Source organism: Flavobacterium sp. FG139, assembly GCF_057809695.1.
Window position 1 is genome coordinate 40,945 of the sequence record NZ_JBMDKL010000001.1, and the last position, 19,638, is coordinate 60,582.

General features: G+C 34.6%; 15 protein-coding genes. 4 read left to right on the forward strand and 11 right to left on the reverse strand.

Features of this window, described 5'->3' with window-relative positions; genetic code table 11:
• Position 1 precedes the first annotated feature (1 nt).
• From ACODSI_RS00200 to ACODSI_RS00210, 3 genes are read left to right on the forward strand one after another with little or no spacing between them, the layout of a single operon-like run.
• A complete protein-coding gene (locus ACODSI_RS00200) occupies positions 2-1,537 on the forward strand; it encodes a cryptochrome/photolyase family protein (RefSeq protein ID WP_488914815.1) in 1,536 nt (511 codons plus the stop codon).
• Positions 1,534-2,826: a DASH family cryptochrome gene (locus ACODSI_RS00205; protein WP_488914816.1), complete on the forward strand. Its 1,293-nt coding sequence runs from the start codon at positions 1,534-1,536 to the stop codon at positions 2,824-2,826. Before ACODSI_RS00200 ends, ACODSI_RS00205 begins: the two co-directional genes overlap by 4 nt.
• 48 nt (positions 2,827-2,874) lie before the next feature.
• Positions 2,875-4,044: a proline dehydrogenase family protein gene (locus tag ACODSI_RS00210; protein ID WP_488914817.1), complete on the forward strand. Its 1,170-nt coding sequence runs from the start codon at positions 2,875-2,877 to the stop codon at positions 4,042-4,044.
• A 36-nt stretch (positions 4,045-4,080) separates the two neighbouring features.
• Here ACODSI_RS00210 and ACODSI_RS00215 read toward each other — a convergent pair whose 3' ends face one another.
• The 9 genes from ACODSI_RS00215 to gcvT form a co-directional block, all read right to left on the reverse strand.
• Positions 4,081-5,346, reverse strand: coding sequence for a chloride channel protein (locus ACODSI_RS00215; protein WP_488914818.1), 1,266 nt, complete (start codon positions 5,344-5,346; stop codon positions 4,081-4,083).
• An 85-nt stretch (positions 5,347-5,431) separates the two neighbouring features.
• Complete coding sequence (locus tag ACODSI_RS00220; RefSeq protein WP_488914819.1) at positions 5,432-7,219, reverse strand: ABC transporter ATP-binding protein; 1,788 nt, start codon at positions 7,217-7,219, stop codon at positions 5,432-5,434.
• 144 nt (positions 7,220-7,363) lie between these two features.
• Positions 7,364-8,383 (reverse strand): transglutaminase domain-containing protein, encoded by a 1,020-nt coding sequence (locus tag ACODSI_RS00225; protein WP_488914820.1) that lies wholly within the window; start codon positions 8,381-8,383, stop codon positions 7,364-7,366.
• Positions 8,376-9,110, reverse strand: coding sequence for a carboxypeptidase-like regulatory domain-containing protein (locus ACODSI_RS00230; RefSeq protein WP_488914821.1), 735 nt, complete (start codon positions 9,108-9,110; stop codon positions 8,376-8,378). Before ACODSI_RS00230 ends, ACODSI_RS00225 begins: the two co-directional genes overlap by 8 nt.
• A 166-nt stretch (positions 9,111-9,276) precedes the next feature.
• Entirely contained in the window at positions 9,277-11,187 is a 1,911-nt protein-coding gene (locus ACODSI_RS00235; protein ID WP_488914822.1) for an SPFH domain-containing protein, read from the reverse strand.
• Positions 11,188-11,505: 318 nt separating this feature from the next.
• On the reverse strand, positions 11,506-12,222 hold the full coding sequence (locus tag ACODSI_RS00240; RefSeq protein ID WP_488914823.1) for a YebC/PmpR family DNA-binding transcriptional regulator: 717 nt from the start codon (positions 12,220-12,222) through the stop codon (positions 11,506-11,508).
• A gap of 129 nt (positions 12,223-12,351) precedes the next feature.
• Positions 12,352-13,386: an LIC11966 family surface protein gene (locus tag ACODSI_RS00245; RefSeq protein ID WP_488914824.1), complete on the reverse strand. Its 1,035-nt coding sequence runs from the start codon at positions 13,384-13,386 to the stop codon at positions 12,352-12,354.
• 3 nt (positions 13,387-13,389) lie between these two features.
• Positions 13,390-15,408, reverse strand: a complete 2,019-nt coding sequence (locus ACODSI_RS00250) for a S41 family peptidase (RefSeq protein WP_488914825.1) — start codon at positions 15,406-15,408, stop codon at positions 13,390-13,392.
• Positions 15,409-15,484: 76 nt separating this feature from the next.
• Positions 15,485-16,567 carry a glycine cleavage system aminomethyltransferase GcvT gene (gene gcvT / locus ACODSI_RS00255; protein ID WP_488914826.1) on the reverse strand — a complete coding sequence of 361 codons (1,083 nt, stop codon included), beginning with the start codon at positions 16,565-16,567 and terminating at the stop codon, positions 15,485-15,487.
• Between the two features lie 283 nt (positions 16,568-16,850).
• Between gcvT and ACODSI_RS00260 the strand changes: the two genes are divergently transcribed.
• Entirely contained in the window at positions 16,851-17,699 is an 849-nt protein-coding gene (locus tag ACODSI_RS00260; protein ID WP_488914827.1) for an NAD(P)H-hydrate dehydratase, read from the forward strand.
• Positions 17,700-17,707: 8 nt separating this feature from the next.
• Here ACODSI_RS00260 and ACODSI_RS00265 read toward each other — a convergent pair whose 3' ends face one another.
• On the reverse strand, positions 17,708-18,220 hold the full coding sequence (locus ACODSI_RS00265; protein ID WP_488914828.1) for a hypothetical protein: 513 nt from the start codon (positions 18,218-18,220) through the stop codon (positions 17,708-17,710).
• An 82-nt stretch (positions 18,221-18,302) separates the two neighbouring features.
• Positions 18,303-19,592 (reverse strand): threonine synthase, encoded by a 1,290-nt coding sequence (gene thrC / locus ACODSI_RS00270; protein ID WP_488914829.1) that lies wholly within the window; start codon positions 19,590-19,592, stop codon positions 18,303-18,305.
• Positions 19,593-19,638: the final 46 nt, after the last annotated feature.

A 19,638-nucleotide genomic window follows, 5' to 3' on the forward strand; every position in this document is an offset into this window, starting at 1 on the left:
TATGTCAAAAACGATACGATTAATTCTCGGAGATCAACTCAATAGCAATCATTCTTGGTTTAGAACGGTTGATGATTCGGTCACTTATGTGATGATGGAAATTCGTTCCGAAACCGATTATGCGAAACATCACATTCAAAAAATAGTCGGAATTTTTGCGGCTATGCGCGCTTTTGCAGCCGAATTGCAATCCAATAAACATCAGTTGATATACTTTCATTTGAATGATAAAAATAACCTCCAATCATTTGATAAAAATATTCAAGAGCTTATTTCAAAACATCAGTTTACCCATTTTGAATACCTATTGCCCGACGAATATCGGGTAGATGTTGTTTTGAAGGAACTTTGTAACGCCATTTCAATTTCAAGTGCTGTGGTAGATTCGGAGCATTTTTTTACTACTAGAAACGAATTGGGTGATTTTTTTCACGGCAAAAAAACGTTTTTGATGGAAAGTTTTTACCGTGCTATGCGTAAGAAACACCATGTGTTAATGGAAGGCGATCAACCACTTACCGGGCAATGGAATTACGATAGCGATAACCGAAAAAAATTACCCAAAGAACATAAACCAATTACTCCTTTGGTTTTCAATAATGATGTTTCTCAAGTTTATGATGAAACATCAATAACAGATGTAAAAACCATTGGAACTATTGATGCTAAAAATTTTGTTTGGCCCATCAATAGAACACAATCTTTAGATTTATTAGACTTTTTTGCAACTGAATGTTTACCATTATTCGGAAGTTATCAAGATGCCATGTCTCCCAACGAATGGTCGATGTACCATTCTCGTATTTCTTTTTCAATGAATGTAAAAATGATTTCGCCTCAAGAGGTAATTGATCGATGCATTCTGGAATGGAAAAAACGTCCCAGCGAAATAGAATTTAATCAATTGGAAGGTTTTGTACGTCAAATAATTGGTTGGCGCGAATACATGCGAGGCATTTATTGGCATCAAATGCCCGATTATGCAAATTTGAATTTTTTCAACAATCAAGAAAAATTGCCCGATTGGTTTTGGACCGGAAAAACCAAAATGAATTGTTTGAAAGACGCCATCAATCAATCGTTGCACTACGGATATGCGCACCACATTCAGCGTTTGATGATTACCGGAAATTTTGCGCTTTTAGCTGGAGTACATCCCGATGAAGTAGACGCTTGGTATCTTGGCATATACATGGATGCTTTTGAATGGGTTGAAATTACCAATACGCGCGGTATGAGTCAGTTTGCCGATGGTGGTATTGTAGGAACCAAACCCTATGTGAGTTCGGCATCCTACATCGATAAAATGAGTCACTATTGTGGCAGTTGTTTTTATAAAAAAGCGTTGAAAACAGGAGACAAAGCGTGTCCGTTTAACAGTTTGTATTGGAATTTTTACGACAGAAATGAATCCAAATTAGCTTCCAATCCGCGCATCGGAATGATGTACAACGTTTGGCGAAAAATGAAACCCGAAGACAAAACAGCTTTATTAGAACAAGCCAATTATTATTTAAAAAACATTAATGAATTATGAGAACTACAGTAGTTTGGTTTAAAACCGATTTACGATTGCACGATAACGAAACCCTCATCAAGGCAATTACACAAAGCGATTCCATTATTCCGGTGTATTGTTTTGATGAATCACAATTTGGCATAACCGATTTTGGTTTCCAAAAAACAGGCAGTTTTAGAGCGCAATTTTTGTTAGAATCGCTTCTCGATTTAGATAAAAATTTGAGAGCAATAGGTTCAGGATTAATCGTTGTAAAAGGGAAACCTGAAGTTGAAATTCCTAAGATTGTTCAACATTACAAAGCCACTAAAGTGTTTGCAAAACGTGAAGTGTCTTATGAAGAAAAACAAACTGAGGTTTTAGTTCAAGAAGCCTTATTCAAATTAAAATGTGAGTTGCAAACGTTCAGTACAAGTACCTTATATCATGCAGAAGATTTACCATTTTCAATAAAAGATATTCCGGATGTCTTTACTAATTTTAGAAAAAAAACAGAAAAAGATGCAGTGATTAGGCCTTCTTTTGAAGAACCACTTCAAATAAAATCACCTCAAATGGAACCAATCGTACTTCCAACATTGGAAGCATTAGGGTTACCATTTCAAGCTGTAGATTCTCGTGCAGCATTAGTTTTTAAAGGTGGCGAAACCGAAGCCATTGCTCGATTGAATCATTACTTTTATGAAACCCAATGCATTTCAGAATACAAGGAAACCCGAAACGGTTTGGTTGGTGCCGATTATTCTTCTAAGTTTTCAGCTTGGTTGGCTTTGGGATGTATTTCGCCCAGATTTATCTATCAAGAATTGAAAAAATACGAACAAGAATTTGGAGCCAATGAATCTACGTATTGGTTGGTTTTCGAATTACTATGGCGCGATTATTTCCGATTTATGATGAAAAAATACAACGTCAAATTCTTCCAACAAGCGGGTATTCAAAATAAAGGAATCCCTGTAAACAAGCATAACGCACATCTATTGCAAGAATGGATTGATGGTAACACCGGAATTGATTTTGTAGATGCCAACATGCTGGAACTAAAACTTACTGGGTTTATGAGCAATCGTGGTCGTCAGAATGTAGCGAGTTTTTTATGTAACGATTTGAAACTCGATTGGCGTTTTGGTGCCGCTTATTTTGAGCAGCAATTAATTGATTATGATGTGTGTAGCAATTGGGGCAATTGGGCGTATCTGGCTGGAGTAGGGAATGATCCTAGAGGCAATCGTTATTTCAATATTGAGAAACAAGCTTCCGATTATGATAAAAATAAAATTTACAGGAATTTATGGCTAAAATCATAAAAAATATTATCAAACTCTGATTATATTTGCATAATTAATACTATTCTGATGGATACGATTTTCAACAATACTGAAGTTGCTTTTGCTTTAAAAAGTGATACCGAATTAGATAGAGCCTATTTTCTTTTCAAAATGATAGCAAGCGAGCCGTTAGTTCGCATTGGAACTGCCGTTACCAATTTTGCCTTAAAAGCACATTTGCCGGTTGACGGATTGATTCGAGCCACCGTTTTTGATCATTTTTGTGGTGGTGTAAACGAAATGGATTGTCTTTCAGTGGTAGATAAAATGTATACCAAAGGTGTTTCTTCGGTTTTAGATTATTCGGTGGAAGGAAAAGAAGAAGAAGAGCAGTTTGATGCAGCATTAAAAATGACGTTAAAAACCATTGAATTTGCTAAAGAACGTCAAGCGATTCCGTTTGCGGTATTCAAGCCAACAGGTGTCGGTCGTTTAGATTTATACGAAAAAGTAGGAGCAAAGCAACCACTTTCTGCCGACGAACAAATCGAATGGAACAAAGTGAGGGAACGTTTTGAAACCATCTGTAAAACAGCACATGATAAAGATGTTGCTTTATTAATTGATGCCGAAGAAAGTTGGATGCAAGATGCCGCCGATGATTTGGTAGAAGAAATGATGGTACAATACAATAAAGAAAAAGCCATTGTTTTCAATACTTTACAAATGTATCGTTGGGATCGATTGGATTATTTGAAAGGATTACACGAAAGAGCTAAAGTAAAAGGATTCCACATCGGAATGAAAATTGTTCGAGGCGCCTATATGGAAAAAGAGCACAAGCGCGCTGAAGAACGTGGTTATCCAACACCAATTTGCGCTTCTAAACAAGCCACAGATGACAACTACAATGCCGCAATTGATTACATGATGAAGCACATTGATGCTATGGCAATTTTTGCTGGAACGCACAATGAAGAAAGCTCGTATAAGTTGATGGAAATGTTATCTGATAACGGAATTTCTAAAAATGATAGCCGAATTTGGTTTGGTCAATTGTACGGAATGAGTGATAACATCAGTTATAATTTAGCTGATCATCAATACAACGTTGCCAAGTATTTGCCTTTCGGACCTGTTAGAGATGTGATGCCATACTTAATTAGAAGAGCTGAAGAAAACACTTCGGTTGCTGGCCAAACCAGTAGAGAATTGAATTTACTGAAAGCCGAACGCCAACGAAGAAAGTTGAAATAATATTGAAATCCCGAGTTTTTAACTTGGGATTTTTTTTTACGATGGTTTTAAAGAATACGAATAAACGGTATAAGGGTAAATCCATTTTGCAGTATATTTAGAAACCAAACAAACCATCAATATTGGGAAAAACAACGTATACTCATTTGTAATGCCACAGACCAAAAATAAAGCAGTAAAAGGTGCGTGAATGCTCGCACTCAATAAAGCAGCCATTCCGATGATGATAAAATTAATTGGAATCACATTGGCATGAAAAAAGGTATTTACAAATGTAGCTACAAAAAAACCTAGAAAAGCACCAATGACAATGCTTGGAGCAAACACACCACCATCGCCACCAGAAGCTAATGTTACCGAAGTTAAAAGAGGTTTTAGGATTAGAATCCCAATTATTGAAATAAAAAATGTGATGGTAAACGTTGTATTTGGATGAGCAACAATTTCTTTTATTCCGTGATAACTATCTCCGTAAAGTCTCGGAAAAAAACGTATGGTTATCCCAAGAATTACTGCAGCAATGCCAATTCTATAAAATGCATTTTCAATTTTAGAGAATTTATTTTTGAAGAACAAGACACTTTTTGTAAGTAAAACAGAATTTGCTCCAGCGAAGATTCCTAAAAGAATGAAATAGGGAATAGCATATGCATGCCAAGTGGTGATTGAAATTGAAAATAAAGTGGGGTCGTCTAGTAAAAAAGTTAAACCCGAAGCTACTGAAACAGCAATAATAGTGGTTAGTAAAAATATTTGGTTGATTTTCCTTGAAATAACTTCCAAAGCAAATAATATTCCGGCCATTGGACTGCAAAACAAAGCGGTAATTCCGGCGGCAACTCCAGCACATATGAACTCGGTTTTGTATTGGTTTAAAAAACCACTTTTTTGCTGCGCCACCGATCCAATTGTTGCAGAAGCGACAACGGTAGAAACTTCTATTCCGGTAGAGCCACCAAAAATAACGGTTAATAATCCGTTTATAAAATGAGATGGAATTTTATATAAAGGTAATTTTTTAGAAGATGAAAGGCTCTCAAAAATTTCTTTAATTCCTTTATTCTCTTTGTTTTTGAATACATATTTTCTCAAAAAATATAGTATGGTCAATCCGAATAACGGAAATAGAAAATAATAAATCACATTTGAATTAGCCTTTAAAAATAGAATAGATTCGTAATGTTCTGTAATTCGTTTTAAACAAATGGCAAGAAAAGAAGCCAAAAATCCAATCAATAGAGAAGCAATAACTATTTTTTTTAAAACGCTAAATTGATTTTTGTAGGTATTGATAAACTGCATTACAATTGATTTAATTACAAATTTAACCAAACCAAATGGTAGAATAGCGATTTACCTCTATTTTAGGATTACTTTAAGACAAGTCTTAATACTCACTAAATTGCAAATTACTTAGATTTTTATAAATACCATTTTCTATTTCAAGAAGCTCTTTATGCGTGCCGCTTTCGGCAATTTTTCCATCATTTAATACTAAAATAGCATCGGCACTTCTAATGGTAGACAGTCGGTGTGCAATAATGATACTTGTTCTTCCTTGCATTAAGTTTTCTAGAGCTTCTTGCACTAATTTTTCACTTTCACTGTCTAATGAAGAAGTAGCTTCGTCTAAAATCAAAATACTTGGATTTTTCAATAAGGCTCGTGCAATAGCAATACGTTGGCGTTGACCGCCTGATAATTTGATGCCGCGCTCACCAACCAAAGTATCAAATTTTTCAGGAAAACCGTTAACAAAATCCAAAGCATTGGCTTGTTTAGCGGCAGTCAGAATTTCTTCTTCGGTAGCGTTTGGTTTTCCATAAGCAATATTTTCACGAATGCTTCCGCCAAATAAAATCACATCTTGCGGAACAATACTCATATTACCACGAAGGTTTTCCAAATCATAATCGTAGATGTTTTTGTCATCAATTAAAATATGTCCACCATCAATATCATAAAAACGCAATAGGAGTGAAGATATGGTTGATTTACCAGCACCACTCGGACCCACAAGGGCAATTTTTTGACCAAAGTTTGCCGAAAAGTTCACATCTTTTAGAACCTGAATTTCTGGTCGTGATGGATAAGCAAAAGATACATTTTTAAAAGACACATTTCCTTTTATTTTTTCGACAGAATGATTTTGTGTTGCGTTAATTTTTTCTGGAGTTTCATCTAATAGTTCAAAAACACGTTCGGTTGCACCCACAGCTTTCTGAATTTGAGCATACAATTCGGCGATACCACCAAAAGAAGCTCCGATAAAAGTAGAGTATAATACAAAGGATATTAATTCTCCAACGCCTTTAATTTCCCCACTAATACACAAACTCACACCATACCAAACCACTGCAACGATAGCACCAAACAAACAAAAAATAATGAGCGAGGCAAAATACCCTCGGTATTGTCCGCCTTTAATTGCGAGTTTAACCACATCGTTAATTTTGCCTTTATAACGCGCAATTTCATACCATTCGTTGGCAAAGGCTTTTACGTTGGTAATACCTTGTAATGTTTCTTCGACAATGACTTGACTTTCGGCTACTTGATCTTGAACGTTTTTAGAAAATTTTCTAATAAATCGTCCAAAAATTACAGCAGCTACAGCCACAACAGGTACAATGCAAAGCATCATTAAGGTGAGTTTTAAACTGATAGTTGCTAGAAAAATAATACCACCAATGATCAAAATAAACTGACGTAAAAATTCAGCAATAGTGGTAGTTAATGTATCTTGTATTTGAGTAATATCAGAACTGATACGACTGTTCAATTCGCCTACACGTTTTTGCGAAAAGAATGTCATTGGTAGCTTTATCAAATTGCTGTACAATGAAATACGAATGTTGGCTAAGGTATTTTCGGTAAAATTGATAAACAGGGATAACCTAAAAAAGGAAAAGAACGATTGTAACAATAAAATTCCCATTAACCCGATAGCAATATTTTTAGCTTTGACTAAATCTTTAGCATTCACACAATCTACCAACATTCCCAATAATTTTGGAAAGGCTAGGGCAGTGCCACCAGTTAATAAAAGAAAAACCAAACCCAAATAGAATTTCCATTTGTGGTTGTTAGCATATTTGAATATGACAAGTGCTTTACTTAAAGTACTTGCATTGAGTTTTGCTTTAGGTAAATCATTTTCTTGAAATCGAGCCATTTGTTTAAATTTTAACAAAAGTAAGTATTATCCAAAATGAAATTTTGTATACAAATGATAAAGTTTTGTGAAAAAAAATCCGCTTTGCTTTCACAAAACGGATTTTCATTTAGTTAGATACACTCTTTCTACTTTGAAAAATAGCTACATTCTCTTTTTAACTTTGACAACATAAGAACAGATAAGATTAGAGCCCAAATTAATGTGCACATCAAAGGTACCAAGTTTAGTAAAAGAATAGGTAATTTGTATCTCATCATTTTTTAAGAATTCTATTTTAGGTTTTATGTATTCAACGCTAGATCCATAATTGATTTGCAGAAAAATAGCTTTAATATCATTGCCTTTTAAATCTTTTATGATGAATGAAGTATCTCTATTTCGCTCAACTTCTATATGCATCTTAGATGGTACTATTGGAATAATTCCGAAATTATATGCATTATCGTAAATTATTGGGTTTTCTAAAAAATCAGAAAATAATGTTTTTTCATCTTTTAAAAGCCATATTTCATCTATAGGAAAATGATCTTTTGCGAACAATTCAGGATCGGCTAAAAAATACCCGTCACTATATTTAAATTCAAACCTATAGGAATTTAAATTGTAAGCCCCACTGGACCATGTGGCATCACACAAATACCATTTATTGTTGAGTTGAACTGCGTTCCACGAGTGATTAGGTAATTTATATTCTGATGTTAATGAGCTTTCATTTCGCCCAAAACCATTTATTATTTCACATTTAAGATTTGCCAAATTGGCAATTTTTTTCACTAAATAAGCATAACCAGTACAAACTGTTTCTTTTTCTTTTAACAATTTTTTAAAAACTTGATTACTAAAAGTTTCATTCCATTTGTTTAGTTTTAAACTATCATTTTGATATTTAATTCTTTTGGTACTATTTTTTAGATAACTATCATGATCCGCTTTGATATTGGTGCATACCCAAGTATAAATAGCTCTAAATTTTTCAACATCAGTAGTCAGATTATGAGTCAGATTATACGTAAGTTCAGGTAAATTGGACAAATCATTACCTTTATAATTGTAAGCTATATTATCAGCATTTTTAAAATCAACATTTTTAAAATCTGAAATTTGTGCCTCAACATTTAATTGACTAAATAGCGTAATAACCCCTAAAATCCACTTAATCATTTGTAAATAAAGATTTTATTTTTTGAAGAATGGTTCGTTTAGATTTATAAACTTTATTTGTAGTTACAGCGCCCATCATAACCATTTGACTATTATCGAGCTTAACATCATAACTCATTGATATAGAATTGTTTTCGGTTGAAATTTTAATTTCTTGATCTTTGTAACCAATGTAAGTCACCAATAGTAAGTCACCAGTTTCTAATTGTTTTGGAAAAGTAAATTTCCCATCAAAATCAGTTTGTGTACCTATATTGTATTTTTTTGAATAAACTGTAGCTCCTGGTAATGGTCCTATTTTATCAGAAACAATTCCATTAACTGTAATTTTTTTATTTGAATCCACCGAATTTGAATCTTGCTTCGTAACATCATTTTCTAGTTTTATGGTTTCCTTTAAATTAGTTCTATCTTGTGAATAAACATTAGTTAGAGATAAAAGTGATATTAGAGAAAGGCTAAAAATACTTGAAACGAAAGCAGATGACTTCGTTCCATTTGATGAAAGATTTTGATTAGAAAAATTCTTTAATTGGGAATCAAGAAATAATCCACAGGTCTTACTTTTTTTAATGCTAAAGTATTCAATAATTTCTTGGTCTTTCATCTTAGTAAAATCTATAACGTTTTTTTTACATGAATTACAGAAACCACCTTCAACAGTTTTTTTAAAGGTTTTAAAATTCTCAGAGCATGGTTTATCAATTTGAATATGAATTTTTTCCATTTTGTAGTATTTAGTTTCTTAAGTAGAGGTATTTTTTTCTAGAAAGGTTGGGATTGGTTAAAAATAAATAATTTTTGGTAATCAAATAATTTATGTATTAACTCTTTTTATAAATTAAAATCCGCTTTGCTTTCACAAAACGGATCTTCATTTATTTAGAAACTACTTATTTCTTTTTGGTTTCGTCTTTGTCATTTTTGGTGTCCATCATTTCCATGAGTTTCATACCTAATAATCCACTAATGCCGCCTTCAGAACCATTTGCTCCCGAGATTAAAATATCTGGAATTACTTTAATGTTTCCTTTACCAATTTCCTCAGTGATTTTGTATTTAGTAAAGTTATCACCACCCATTGCAGATACTTGTAATTGATATGCTTCTGCTGTTGATTTACCAATTGCCATGATTTTCTCCGCTTCAGCCAAACCAGTTTTAGAAATTTTCTCCGCTTCGGCACTAGCATTCAATTTGGTAGCTTCTGCTTGTGCACCAGCTCTTGCTTTAGTTGCTTCTGCTTCTGCATTCGCTCTCATTTTGGTAGCTTCCGCTTCTGCGTTAACATTCAGTTTCAAACTAGTAGCATCACCTTCTGCTTTTTTAACGGTAGCATCGGCAGTACGTTGTGCAATTTCCACACTTTGAGAAGCACGAACAATCTCTTTTTGCATATCCGCAATAGCCGTTTCTTTTTCCATACCTTGACGTTGTTCTTGCGCCATTTTTTGGGTTTGATACGTTTTTTGCTCTTCTTCGGCAATTTTTCTATCGGTCAATGTTTTCATCAATGAATCGGGTGGAACAATGTCACCAATTAAAGTATCTACAGCATTCACATTGTATTCATCTAAAACCACTTTAATATGATTTCGAGCCGATTCTTGTCTTTCTTTACGAGTACTTAAGAATGAAATCACATCACTTTCTTGCGCCGAGTTTCTAAAGTAGTTACCAATAGTAGGCTCCAATACTTGAGAAACTAAGTTGGTCATGCTACCAAAACGTGCAATTACTTTTGGTGCTTCGTTAGCAGGCACGTGAATAATCTGAGAAACGTCCAAATTGAATGGGAAACCATCTCTTGAACGTACCGTAATGGTCGACAAATTATGGTCTAAGTTGTGCGATTCACTTCTGGCATCTGCCCAGTTCAATACCAAGTTGGTGGTTGGAACAGGCTCTAATTTGGTTGTGTATTTGTTTAATGCATATTTACCTGGACCTAGTGGCTCCATCCAAACACCACGTTGTCCTTTAGATACAATGTTTCCGTGTTTAAAATGCTCACCAGTAACGTCTTGTCCATCTTCACCTATATAAGAAATCACAACGCCTACATACCCAATTGGCACATCCGTCATCGGAATTTGCTCAATTTGCGTAGCCCAAGAATTGATGTAATACGAACCAGCTAACATTACTTGGGGTTGCAATCCACGATTTCCACCAGCTTCTAAAAATTTATCAAAATCTTGAAAGTTGTTATGATTTTCAACATTTTTACCAGCAATTTGCCCTTGCGGAATAGGTTCACCATCTAAGGCAGTAACGATTCCCACCATATTTTCAAAAATTTTGATTTGATCGGCCATTACGATTTCAAACAAAAATGTATTGATACGATACGAACCTGTTGTGATAAATGCGGTTTGACGCCCTTTTTGTCCGCCATTATTTAAAAATGCTGAAGCATCTTGAAAATTATCGCTATCGACTTTACGCGCTAAAATTCTACCTGTTGGGATTTCTTTCCCATCTTTACTCAATACCAATCCGATTTTCCCTTCTGGAATGATAGTAAATGAGGTCATATCAACGGCATATTGCCATATCCATTTTCCCCAATATAAACCCGGAGCTAGGGTTTGCGCTTGATAACCCGCTTCACCTTTGGTGGCAATAATTCGACCATCAGGCAACGATTTGTCGGCTCCAAAAAGTACGAATTTTTTGGTCACTAAACCAATTTTATCTTCAGGAACGATAACCATTCCGAAGAAAACTCTAAGAACAAATTTGTAAAGAACAATGGATAAAACAATTAAGAATACCCACCAATACGTAAAAATTGATGTCATGTTATAGTAATTAAGGTTTATTTATTGTGTTTTTGATTTTAAAAAGAGTCTATGGAAAATAGTGTAAATTCACTTATATAGTACTCGGAATTCAAATTACATTTTGAATCACATTTTGAAGTTACAACACCTTTGTGTCATTTTAGAATAGGATTACATTTTAAAATCTCTAATTATACGATATACTTGTTAAAAGGTTACAAACAAAAGAGTAAATATTTTTATTCTCTTTTGTAATTAATTGATTATTATAAAAATAAAGCATAAAAAAAACTTCAAGTTTCCTTGAAGTTTATATTGAATAGCTTAAAATTAAATTTATTCTGATTCGTCCATCGTGTGATATACGTTCATTACGTCATCGTCTTCCTCAATTTTTTCGATAAGTTTTTCTACATCGGCAATTTCGGCAGCCGTTAATTTTTTGGTAACTTGTGGGATTCGTTCAAAACCAGAAGACAAAATTTCGATGCCACGGTTTTCTAATTCTTTTTGAATCGCACCAAAACTTCCAAAAGGAGCATAGATTAGAATGCCGTCTTCGTCTGCAAAAATTTCTTCTGCACCAAAATCAATGAATTCCAATTCCATTTCTTCAATATCCACATTGTTGTTTGGTATTCTGAAGTTACAGGTATGATCAAACATAAATTCAACCGAACCTTGTGTTCCCATTGTTCCATTGCATTTGTTGAAGTAACTTCTAATATTAGCAACAGTTCGGTTATTATTATCGGTAGCAGTTTCGATTAAAAGTGCAATTCCGTGTGGTGCATAGCCTTCAAAAAGTTGCTCTTTGTAGTTGGCTGTATCTTTATCAGTTGCTTTTTTAATGGCGCGTTCTACGTTTTCTTTGGGCATGTTTGCAGCCTTGGCATTTTGCATAACTGCTCTCAAACGTGAGTTGGCTTCTGGGTTTGGTCCACCTTCTTTAACCGCCATTACAATATCTTTTCCAATACGAGTAAACGCTTTGGCCATTGCCGACCAACGTTTCATTTTTCTACCTTTTCTAAATTCGAATGCTCTTCCCATTTCTTTTATCTATTTCAATATTCAACATTCACAATTGAACGTTCAACATTTTAAAAATTATTTACTAACTATTTTCAGTGTGCAAAAATAAGCTATAATTCTATTTTTACAAATCTTATGTGGTCAAAATTAATTTTCAGGAACATGACTTGAGATAAAAAGATTACCCGTTTCATTCCAAGTAGTTACAGCGTTACTTTTTTCTTGAAAATTAGCGTTGTTGGCTTTGTTGTACTTGTCAATTTCTTTGTTGACTTGCTTTACCATTTCGTTATAATTATCTACTTCTTCTTTGGTTCTATTGGCTTGAGATTTAGTTTCAATACTCTTTTTAGCATTTTCAAATTTGTCGTTGAACATTAAAAAAGCGACTAGTTTAGGAACATAGTCTTGAGCTTCTTTTTTGTAGTATTCCAATACTTTTTTGGTGGCATCCAAAATTGAAGCATCGTTGTTGTATGGCGCTATGGTTTTTAATTTTTCCAATCCTTCATCGGCATATTGAATTAAGGTATTGGCATTTTGCTGAATCGCACCTAAATCTTTCTTTTCAATGGCTTTTGATAAATTTCCATCGGTAAAGTTGGCTTTGAAAAAAATTAAATATAAAGCGGTATGATAATCAAATACTTCATTAGAAATTTTCATTTTCTTACTCAACTCTGAATCTTCATTGGAAACTTTGATGTTGTATTTTTGAGCAAAAGTGTTGAATGCTGCGGTTGCTTTTGCATTTTCTGAATCCAATTTTTCATTGATTAAATCTCGAGCCAATAAATAGGCTTCCATACCATCATACGATTGTTCTGCAACCTCTTGCATATTGATAATTTTATCGTATTCTTCATTCAGATTCTTTTTGCAAATGTCAAAATACTGTAAGACTTGGTTTTTATATTCGACATCGCCTTTGTAACCTTCTTTTAAAGCAGCAATTTTCACAATCGAAGCCTCAATACTTTTAACCAATTGTTTGCGAGTGACATCTATTCTTCGCGCACTTTTAGAATGCGCTACCGCTTGAGTATATTTCCAAGTGCTTTTAGAAATGATTCCTTGCTCTTTATTGATAAATGTCAAATAGTCTACTGGTGTTTTAAATTCTTGGGCTACTAATTGCAATTGCGTTACTAGTAGTAAAATAAATACGACTTTTAATTTCATGGTTTATTGTTTTAAATCGTTGATAATATTGACTGCTTCTATAATATGAAGGTTACTTTTAATGGCTTTAATTTTTTCTTTGTTGTTGGTTTTTACATAGTCGTCAAATTGCTGGTATTCAACATCTGTTGAATTGCGTTCAACCGTTATGGGAAATTCGGTTTCGTTTACGGCTTCAATTTCTTTCCAAATGCTATTGATTCTGTATACTTCATCAAATACTTTTGAAAACTGTAGCGGAATAGTTGGCAAAACAGTGTCGTATAACGCATTAATTCGGTTGTCCAAATCCTGAAGCTTTTTTGCATCTACACTTTCCGAAATGCGCTTTTTACTCCATTCAATAGCTTTCTGATTGTTATTTACAACTTTAGTATACCGCAGTGTTGATGTAATGGTACCGTTTTCTAAGGCAGTGGGTTGGCTGCTTTCTCGCGGCATCTGTTTGTCAAATAGTGTCGGGATAAACACATCGGGAGTAATACCTGTTTTTTGATTGCTTTTTCCGGTAATTCTATAAAATTTTTCAAGCGTAAGTTTTACAAATTCAGTAGGGTTTTTATCTTCCGATAGTGGCAAAATTTGTTGCATCGATGCCTTTCCATGCGATTGATTACCCACAATAACCGCACGATTATAATCTTGCATAGCATTGGTGAAAAACTCACTCGCCGAGGCTGAAAAACCATTGATCAGGACTACTAATGGTCCCGAATACAACATACCACGATTCAAGTCTTTTAGGATTTCTTTTTTGCCTTCACGATCGTTCATAATGGCTACTGGACCAATATCAATAAATTGTCCGGTTAATTTTATGGCTTCATCCATAGAACCACCACCGTTATTTTCCAAATCAATAATCAATCCGTCAATATGATCTTCTTGAAGTTTATACACCTCTTTAGCCACGTCATCACTCACGTTGGTTTTTCCATTTTCGAAAGTGGCATAAAAACTCGGAATTTTAATATAACCCGTTTTTTTACCGTCTTTTTCCAAGATATAACTGTATACATTATTGTCGTAATCTTTCATTATTTTCTTTTCCAGACTAACGCTGTACGTTTCTCCTGTTTTTTTCTTCAAAGTAAAATCGGCATTTTTATAATCAGAGGAATTGATGATTTTTGAAACGTTGTCCATCGACGAACAGGTAATGTTGTATTCTTCGTTTTTGGCTTTAATTTTAAGTAACAAATCACCAGCGTCAATTTTTTCGGTAAAATAAGCCGAACTGCCGGGCACTACATCATCAACGGTTACTTCACTTTTATCATTAATAGATAAAAACAGTCCGAAGGTTAAATTGTCGGCACTAACTTGTGATAGAAAATTTGATTTTTCAGTATCAGTGAAATATTCGGTATGCGGATCAAAATACGAGCAAAATACCGAAAAGAATTTGGTGTTAAAATCTTTTCGTGATAATCGGTAACTTGATGTTTTACATTCATATGAGTCGAATATTTTTACTTTTGATTGGGCGGCTATCGAATTGAAATTAACCGTAAGCGAATCTTTATTTTTGCTCGTTTCCGCTACCTCTTTTAAAATATCAAAAAGCAGTCGTTTTCGGTAAGCCGTTTTCATTTCTTTTTCATCTTTAGAATAGGGAAACGCTTTTTTAGAAAAATGCATGACTTCGGTGCTGCTTAGCGGAAAAGGCTCTTTTTTGATGGTAGCAATAACTTTTTCGTAGCGATCAATACTTTTGTTATAAGCTTGCCACAATTCGTCTAAGAAACTACAATTATTAGTTTTAAGATAATTGTCAATTTGATATTGGTGCTTTTTTAAAACCGTGATTTCGGGTTCAAGAAATAAATTATTGTCGTCGTCCAATTGGCTTAAAAAAGTCTTGAAAACATACACCGAAAGACTGTCGTCAACCGGTTTGGGTTGGTAGTGTTTCTCTTGAATTAAAGCATTGATTTTTGTTAGCGTTTCACACGGATTCTTTTCGCTTTGCGCAAAAAAAACTACTGGAAGTAACAATAAAAACAATAGTATTTTTTTCAATTCTTTCTATTTAAAAAAACAACAGCACTTTTAGGTGTTAACCAAACCATAAAAGTGCTGCTATTTTGTGAGGAAATTATTTTTTGTAAAACGGCATTTTCACCACTTTAGCCGCAACATTGTTGTTTCTAATTTTGATAAAAATGTCGCTATCAACAGCAGCAAAATCGGTTTTTACATAGCCCATTCCAATACCTTTACCCAATGAAGGCGCCATAGTTCCGGAAGTTACAATTCCAATGGTATTGCCATTAGTATCTACAATTTCATAATCGTGACGCGGAATACCTCTTTCAATCAATTCAAAACCCACTAATTTCTTAGTCACTCCGGCTTCTTTTTGTGCTTTTAAATTAGCTGAATTGGTAAATTCTTTGTCAAATTTGGTAATCCAACCCAAACCAGCTTCTAGTGGTGAAGTCGTATCGTTAATATCGTTACCATACAAACAGAATCCCATTTCCAAACGTAAGGTGTCGCGAGCCGCTAAACCAATAGGTTTGATTCCGAAGGCAGCTCCAGCTTCAAATATTTTATTCCAAATCGCTTCGGCATCTTCGTTTTTAAAATAAATCTCAAATCCACCCGAACCGGTATATCCTGTAGCCGAAACGGTAACATCAGATAATCCTGCAAAATCACCAATTTGAAACGAATAATACGGCATGTTGGACAAATCAATCGAAGTCAACGATTGCATGGCAGCTGCTGCTTTCGGACCTTGAATCGCCAATAACGAATAATCATCTGAAGCATTAATCATTTCCACACCCAAATCGTTGTGCGACGAAATCCAATTCCAATCTTTTTCAATGTTAGAAGCATTGACCACCAACATATAATGGTTGTCTGCAATTTTATATACAATCAAATCGTCTACAATGCCACCGTCGTTATTCGGTAAACACGAATATTGCGCTTTACCATCCACCAATTTAGAAGCATCGTTAGACGTCACTTTTTGTATCAAAGCCAAAGCATTTTCACCTTTCAAAAAGAATTCACCCATGTGCGAAACATCAAAAACTCCTACACCGTTTCTCACGGTTTCGTGTTCTGCATTTACTCCTTCGTATTGTACAGGCATATTATAGCCGGCAAACGGTACCATTTTGGCTCCTAATTTTTCGTGAACGTGCGTTAAAGCTGTATTTTTCATTATAATGTATGTTAGTTTGTTCGAGTGGCTAAAGTAACTAAAAATAATAAATCTTGAAATATTTATTTCAGTAGCTTTTTCCAGCTATTCACTGCAAGTTTGCTTGTAAATCTTGGTCTTTCTAAGGCCAAAAAAGAGCTTCTTTAGTCGCTTTTTTAGGCCAAGAAATCCTCAAGATTTCCGGTACAAAGCTTTTCGTTACTATCTGGGCTAGGGCATCGTATTTTATAGCAATTACTGATTTTTAAATGGTATTTTTTCGTAACTTTATAAGAAAACAATCATGCTTTTACATCAAGTAGTTACGCCAACGTTCATACAGCAGATTCTCAAACCAATTGCTGTCGATACCCACAAGGGTTTACAAGGTCATGCCTTACTCGTAGGCGGAAGTTATGGCAAAATGGGTTCGGTGTGCTTGTCGAGCAAAGCCGCTTTAAAAAGTGGTTGTGGCTTGGTTACAGCGTACATTCCCAAATGTGGATATACTATTTTACAAAGCGCCTTTCCCGAAGCGATGGTCATCACCGACGATTCCGAGGAATTCATCCAACAAATAGCATTTGACATTAAGCCCAACGCTATCGGAATAGGAATGGGGTTAGGGCAAGCCCAAGAAACGCAATTCGGATTTCATAATTTTTTAAAAATAAACGAAGCTCCATTGGTAATCGATGCCGATGCTATCAATATTTTATCAAACAATAAAGAATGGTTGTATTTGTTGCCTAAGCATGCCATTTTAACGCCACACCCAAAAGAACTAGAACGCCTAATTGGCACTTGGCAATCGGAAGCCGAGATGTTGGATAAAGTGGTGCAATTATCTTTGAAACACGACGTGATTGTTGTGGTAAAAGGAGCACCTACCAAAATTGTTCATGGCACATTTGTTTATGAAAACACCACAGGCAATCCAGCATTAGCAACTGCAGGTAGCGGCGATGTGCTTACGGGAATTATCACCAGTTTGGTAGCCCAAGGCTATGAACCCATCCATGCGGCTATTTTGGGCGTTTACCTACACGGTTTAACAGCAGATATTGCATTACCTGAAACGGGTTATCAGTCGTTTATTGCTAGCGATATCATTGCGTATTTGGGAAAAGCATTTGTAAGCTTTACTAGTTGAAAATGTTGTTATATGAATATCAGGATTAACGTCAGTAGGAGTCCGCCTAATGCAAAATACATCCCTTTTTTAAAGACTTCGGTTTTGGGTAAAAATATCCAAAAGGCAGAAATCACAAAAAACAACAACGATAAGGAAAAGAATATGTTTAAAAAGAACAAAGGTTCTCTAGTTGATGCTTTGTGCAATCGGGTCATTTTTTCAAGAATAAATGGCAATTCTTTCGATTGGTATTGCGCTATTCCTGTTTTTGTATTGAAAGTTCCTTCTTTAAAATAAAGAATGCCATTGTCTTCTTTTTGAACTTTCAATTCTCTAATGTGCAACGCCTTGCCTAAATCTTTAGGGTTAAAGTCGGGTGGTAATGTTTTCTCAATTTGTTGTTCTGATTTTAAAAAATCGGTGTCTCTCAAAATTAGAAGTAATCCACTGATAGAATACACTGCCATAATTCCCACTAGGAAAAAGCCTAAATATCGATGGTACATACGCATTTTTGCGTTTACATTGTTTTTGCTCATACTGTTTTGAATAAAAGGTTTAGATTAATGTTTTAACACTGAATATTAGTCGTTAAGTTTAATGTGACTTTTTTTTTAAAAATTATTTTATCAAATAACGCTTTAAATCGTCATAAGTTTTAATTTTAATGCTCACTTTCTCTTTTCCTAGAACACTCTCAATTTGATTAGGAATCGGCAATTGAAGATTTAAAACAGGTTCCACCACATCTATAAACTTAATCGGATGTGCTGTTTCTAAAAAGACACCAATGCTATCCGAATGATTTTGTAATTCCTTTTTCAATCCCAAATACCCAACAGCACCATGTGGCTCAGCAATATATCCTGAGTTGGTAAAAATATTTTTCATGGTAAACTTAGTTTCTTCATCAGTGTAGGTATAAGACGAAAAGTCTTTGCTAAATTCGTTCAGATTGTTGTGGTACATTTCTTGAATGCGCACAAAATTACTTGGATTACCTACGTCCATAGCATTGGAAATGGTCGCTATTGATGGTTTGGGAGCATAAATTCCATTTTTTAAAAATTGCGGAACGATATCATTGGCATTCGTAGCAGCTACAAAATGGGTAATAGGTAACCCAAGTTTTTTAGCTAATATCCCGGCACAAATATTTCCGAAATTCCCACTTGGACACGAAACAATCAAAGGTTTGTTGTGTTTCTTTAGCTGTTGATAGGCAAAGAAGAAATAAAACATTTGTGGTAGCCAACGCGCAATGTTAATCGAATTGGCTGAGGTTAGATTTTTGTTCTCTAAATCAGTATCCAAAAACGCTTTTTTTACCATATCTTGGCAATCGTCAAAAACACCATCGACTTCAAGTGCAGTAATGTTTTGCCCTAAAGTGGTTAGCTGACGTTCTTGGATATCACTCACTTTTCCAGAAGGGTAGAGAATGACTACTTCAACACCTTTAACTCCTAAAAAGCCACTTGCAACAGCACCGCCAGTATCTCCGGATGTAGCGACCAAAACAGTAACTTTTTTATCGTCATTGCGATTGAAATAGCCTAGACAGCGCGACATGAATCGGGCACCAACATCTTTGAAAGCCATGGTTGGGCCATGATACAGTTCTAAGGAATACACATTTTCTTCAACCGCCACACATGGAAATTTAAAGCACAAAGTCTCTTTAATGATTTGTTTCAATTCCGCTTCCGGAATTTCATTACCCACAAATTGCTGAATCACATGATAAGCAATTTCTTCCTGTGATACGGTTTCAATACGATCAAAAAATGATTGAGATAATGGAGTAATGGATGAAGGAAAATACAATCCTTTATCGGGCGCTAAACCTTGTATGACGGCTTCTTGAAAGGAAACATGATGGTTTTTATTGTTTAAACTGTAATACTTCATTTTTCATAAAATTTCATGATGATTTCATTTGGTAAAATCTGTGAAA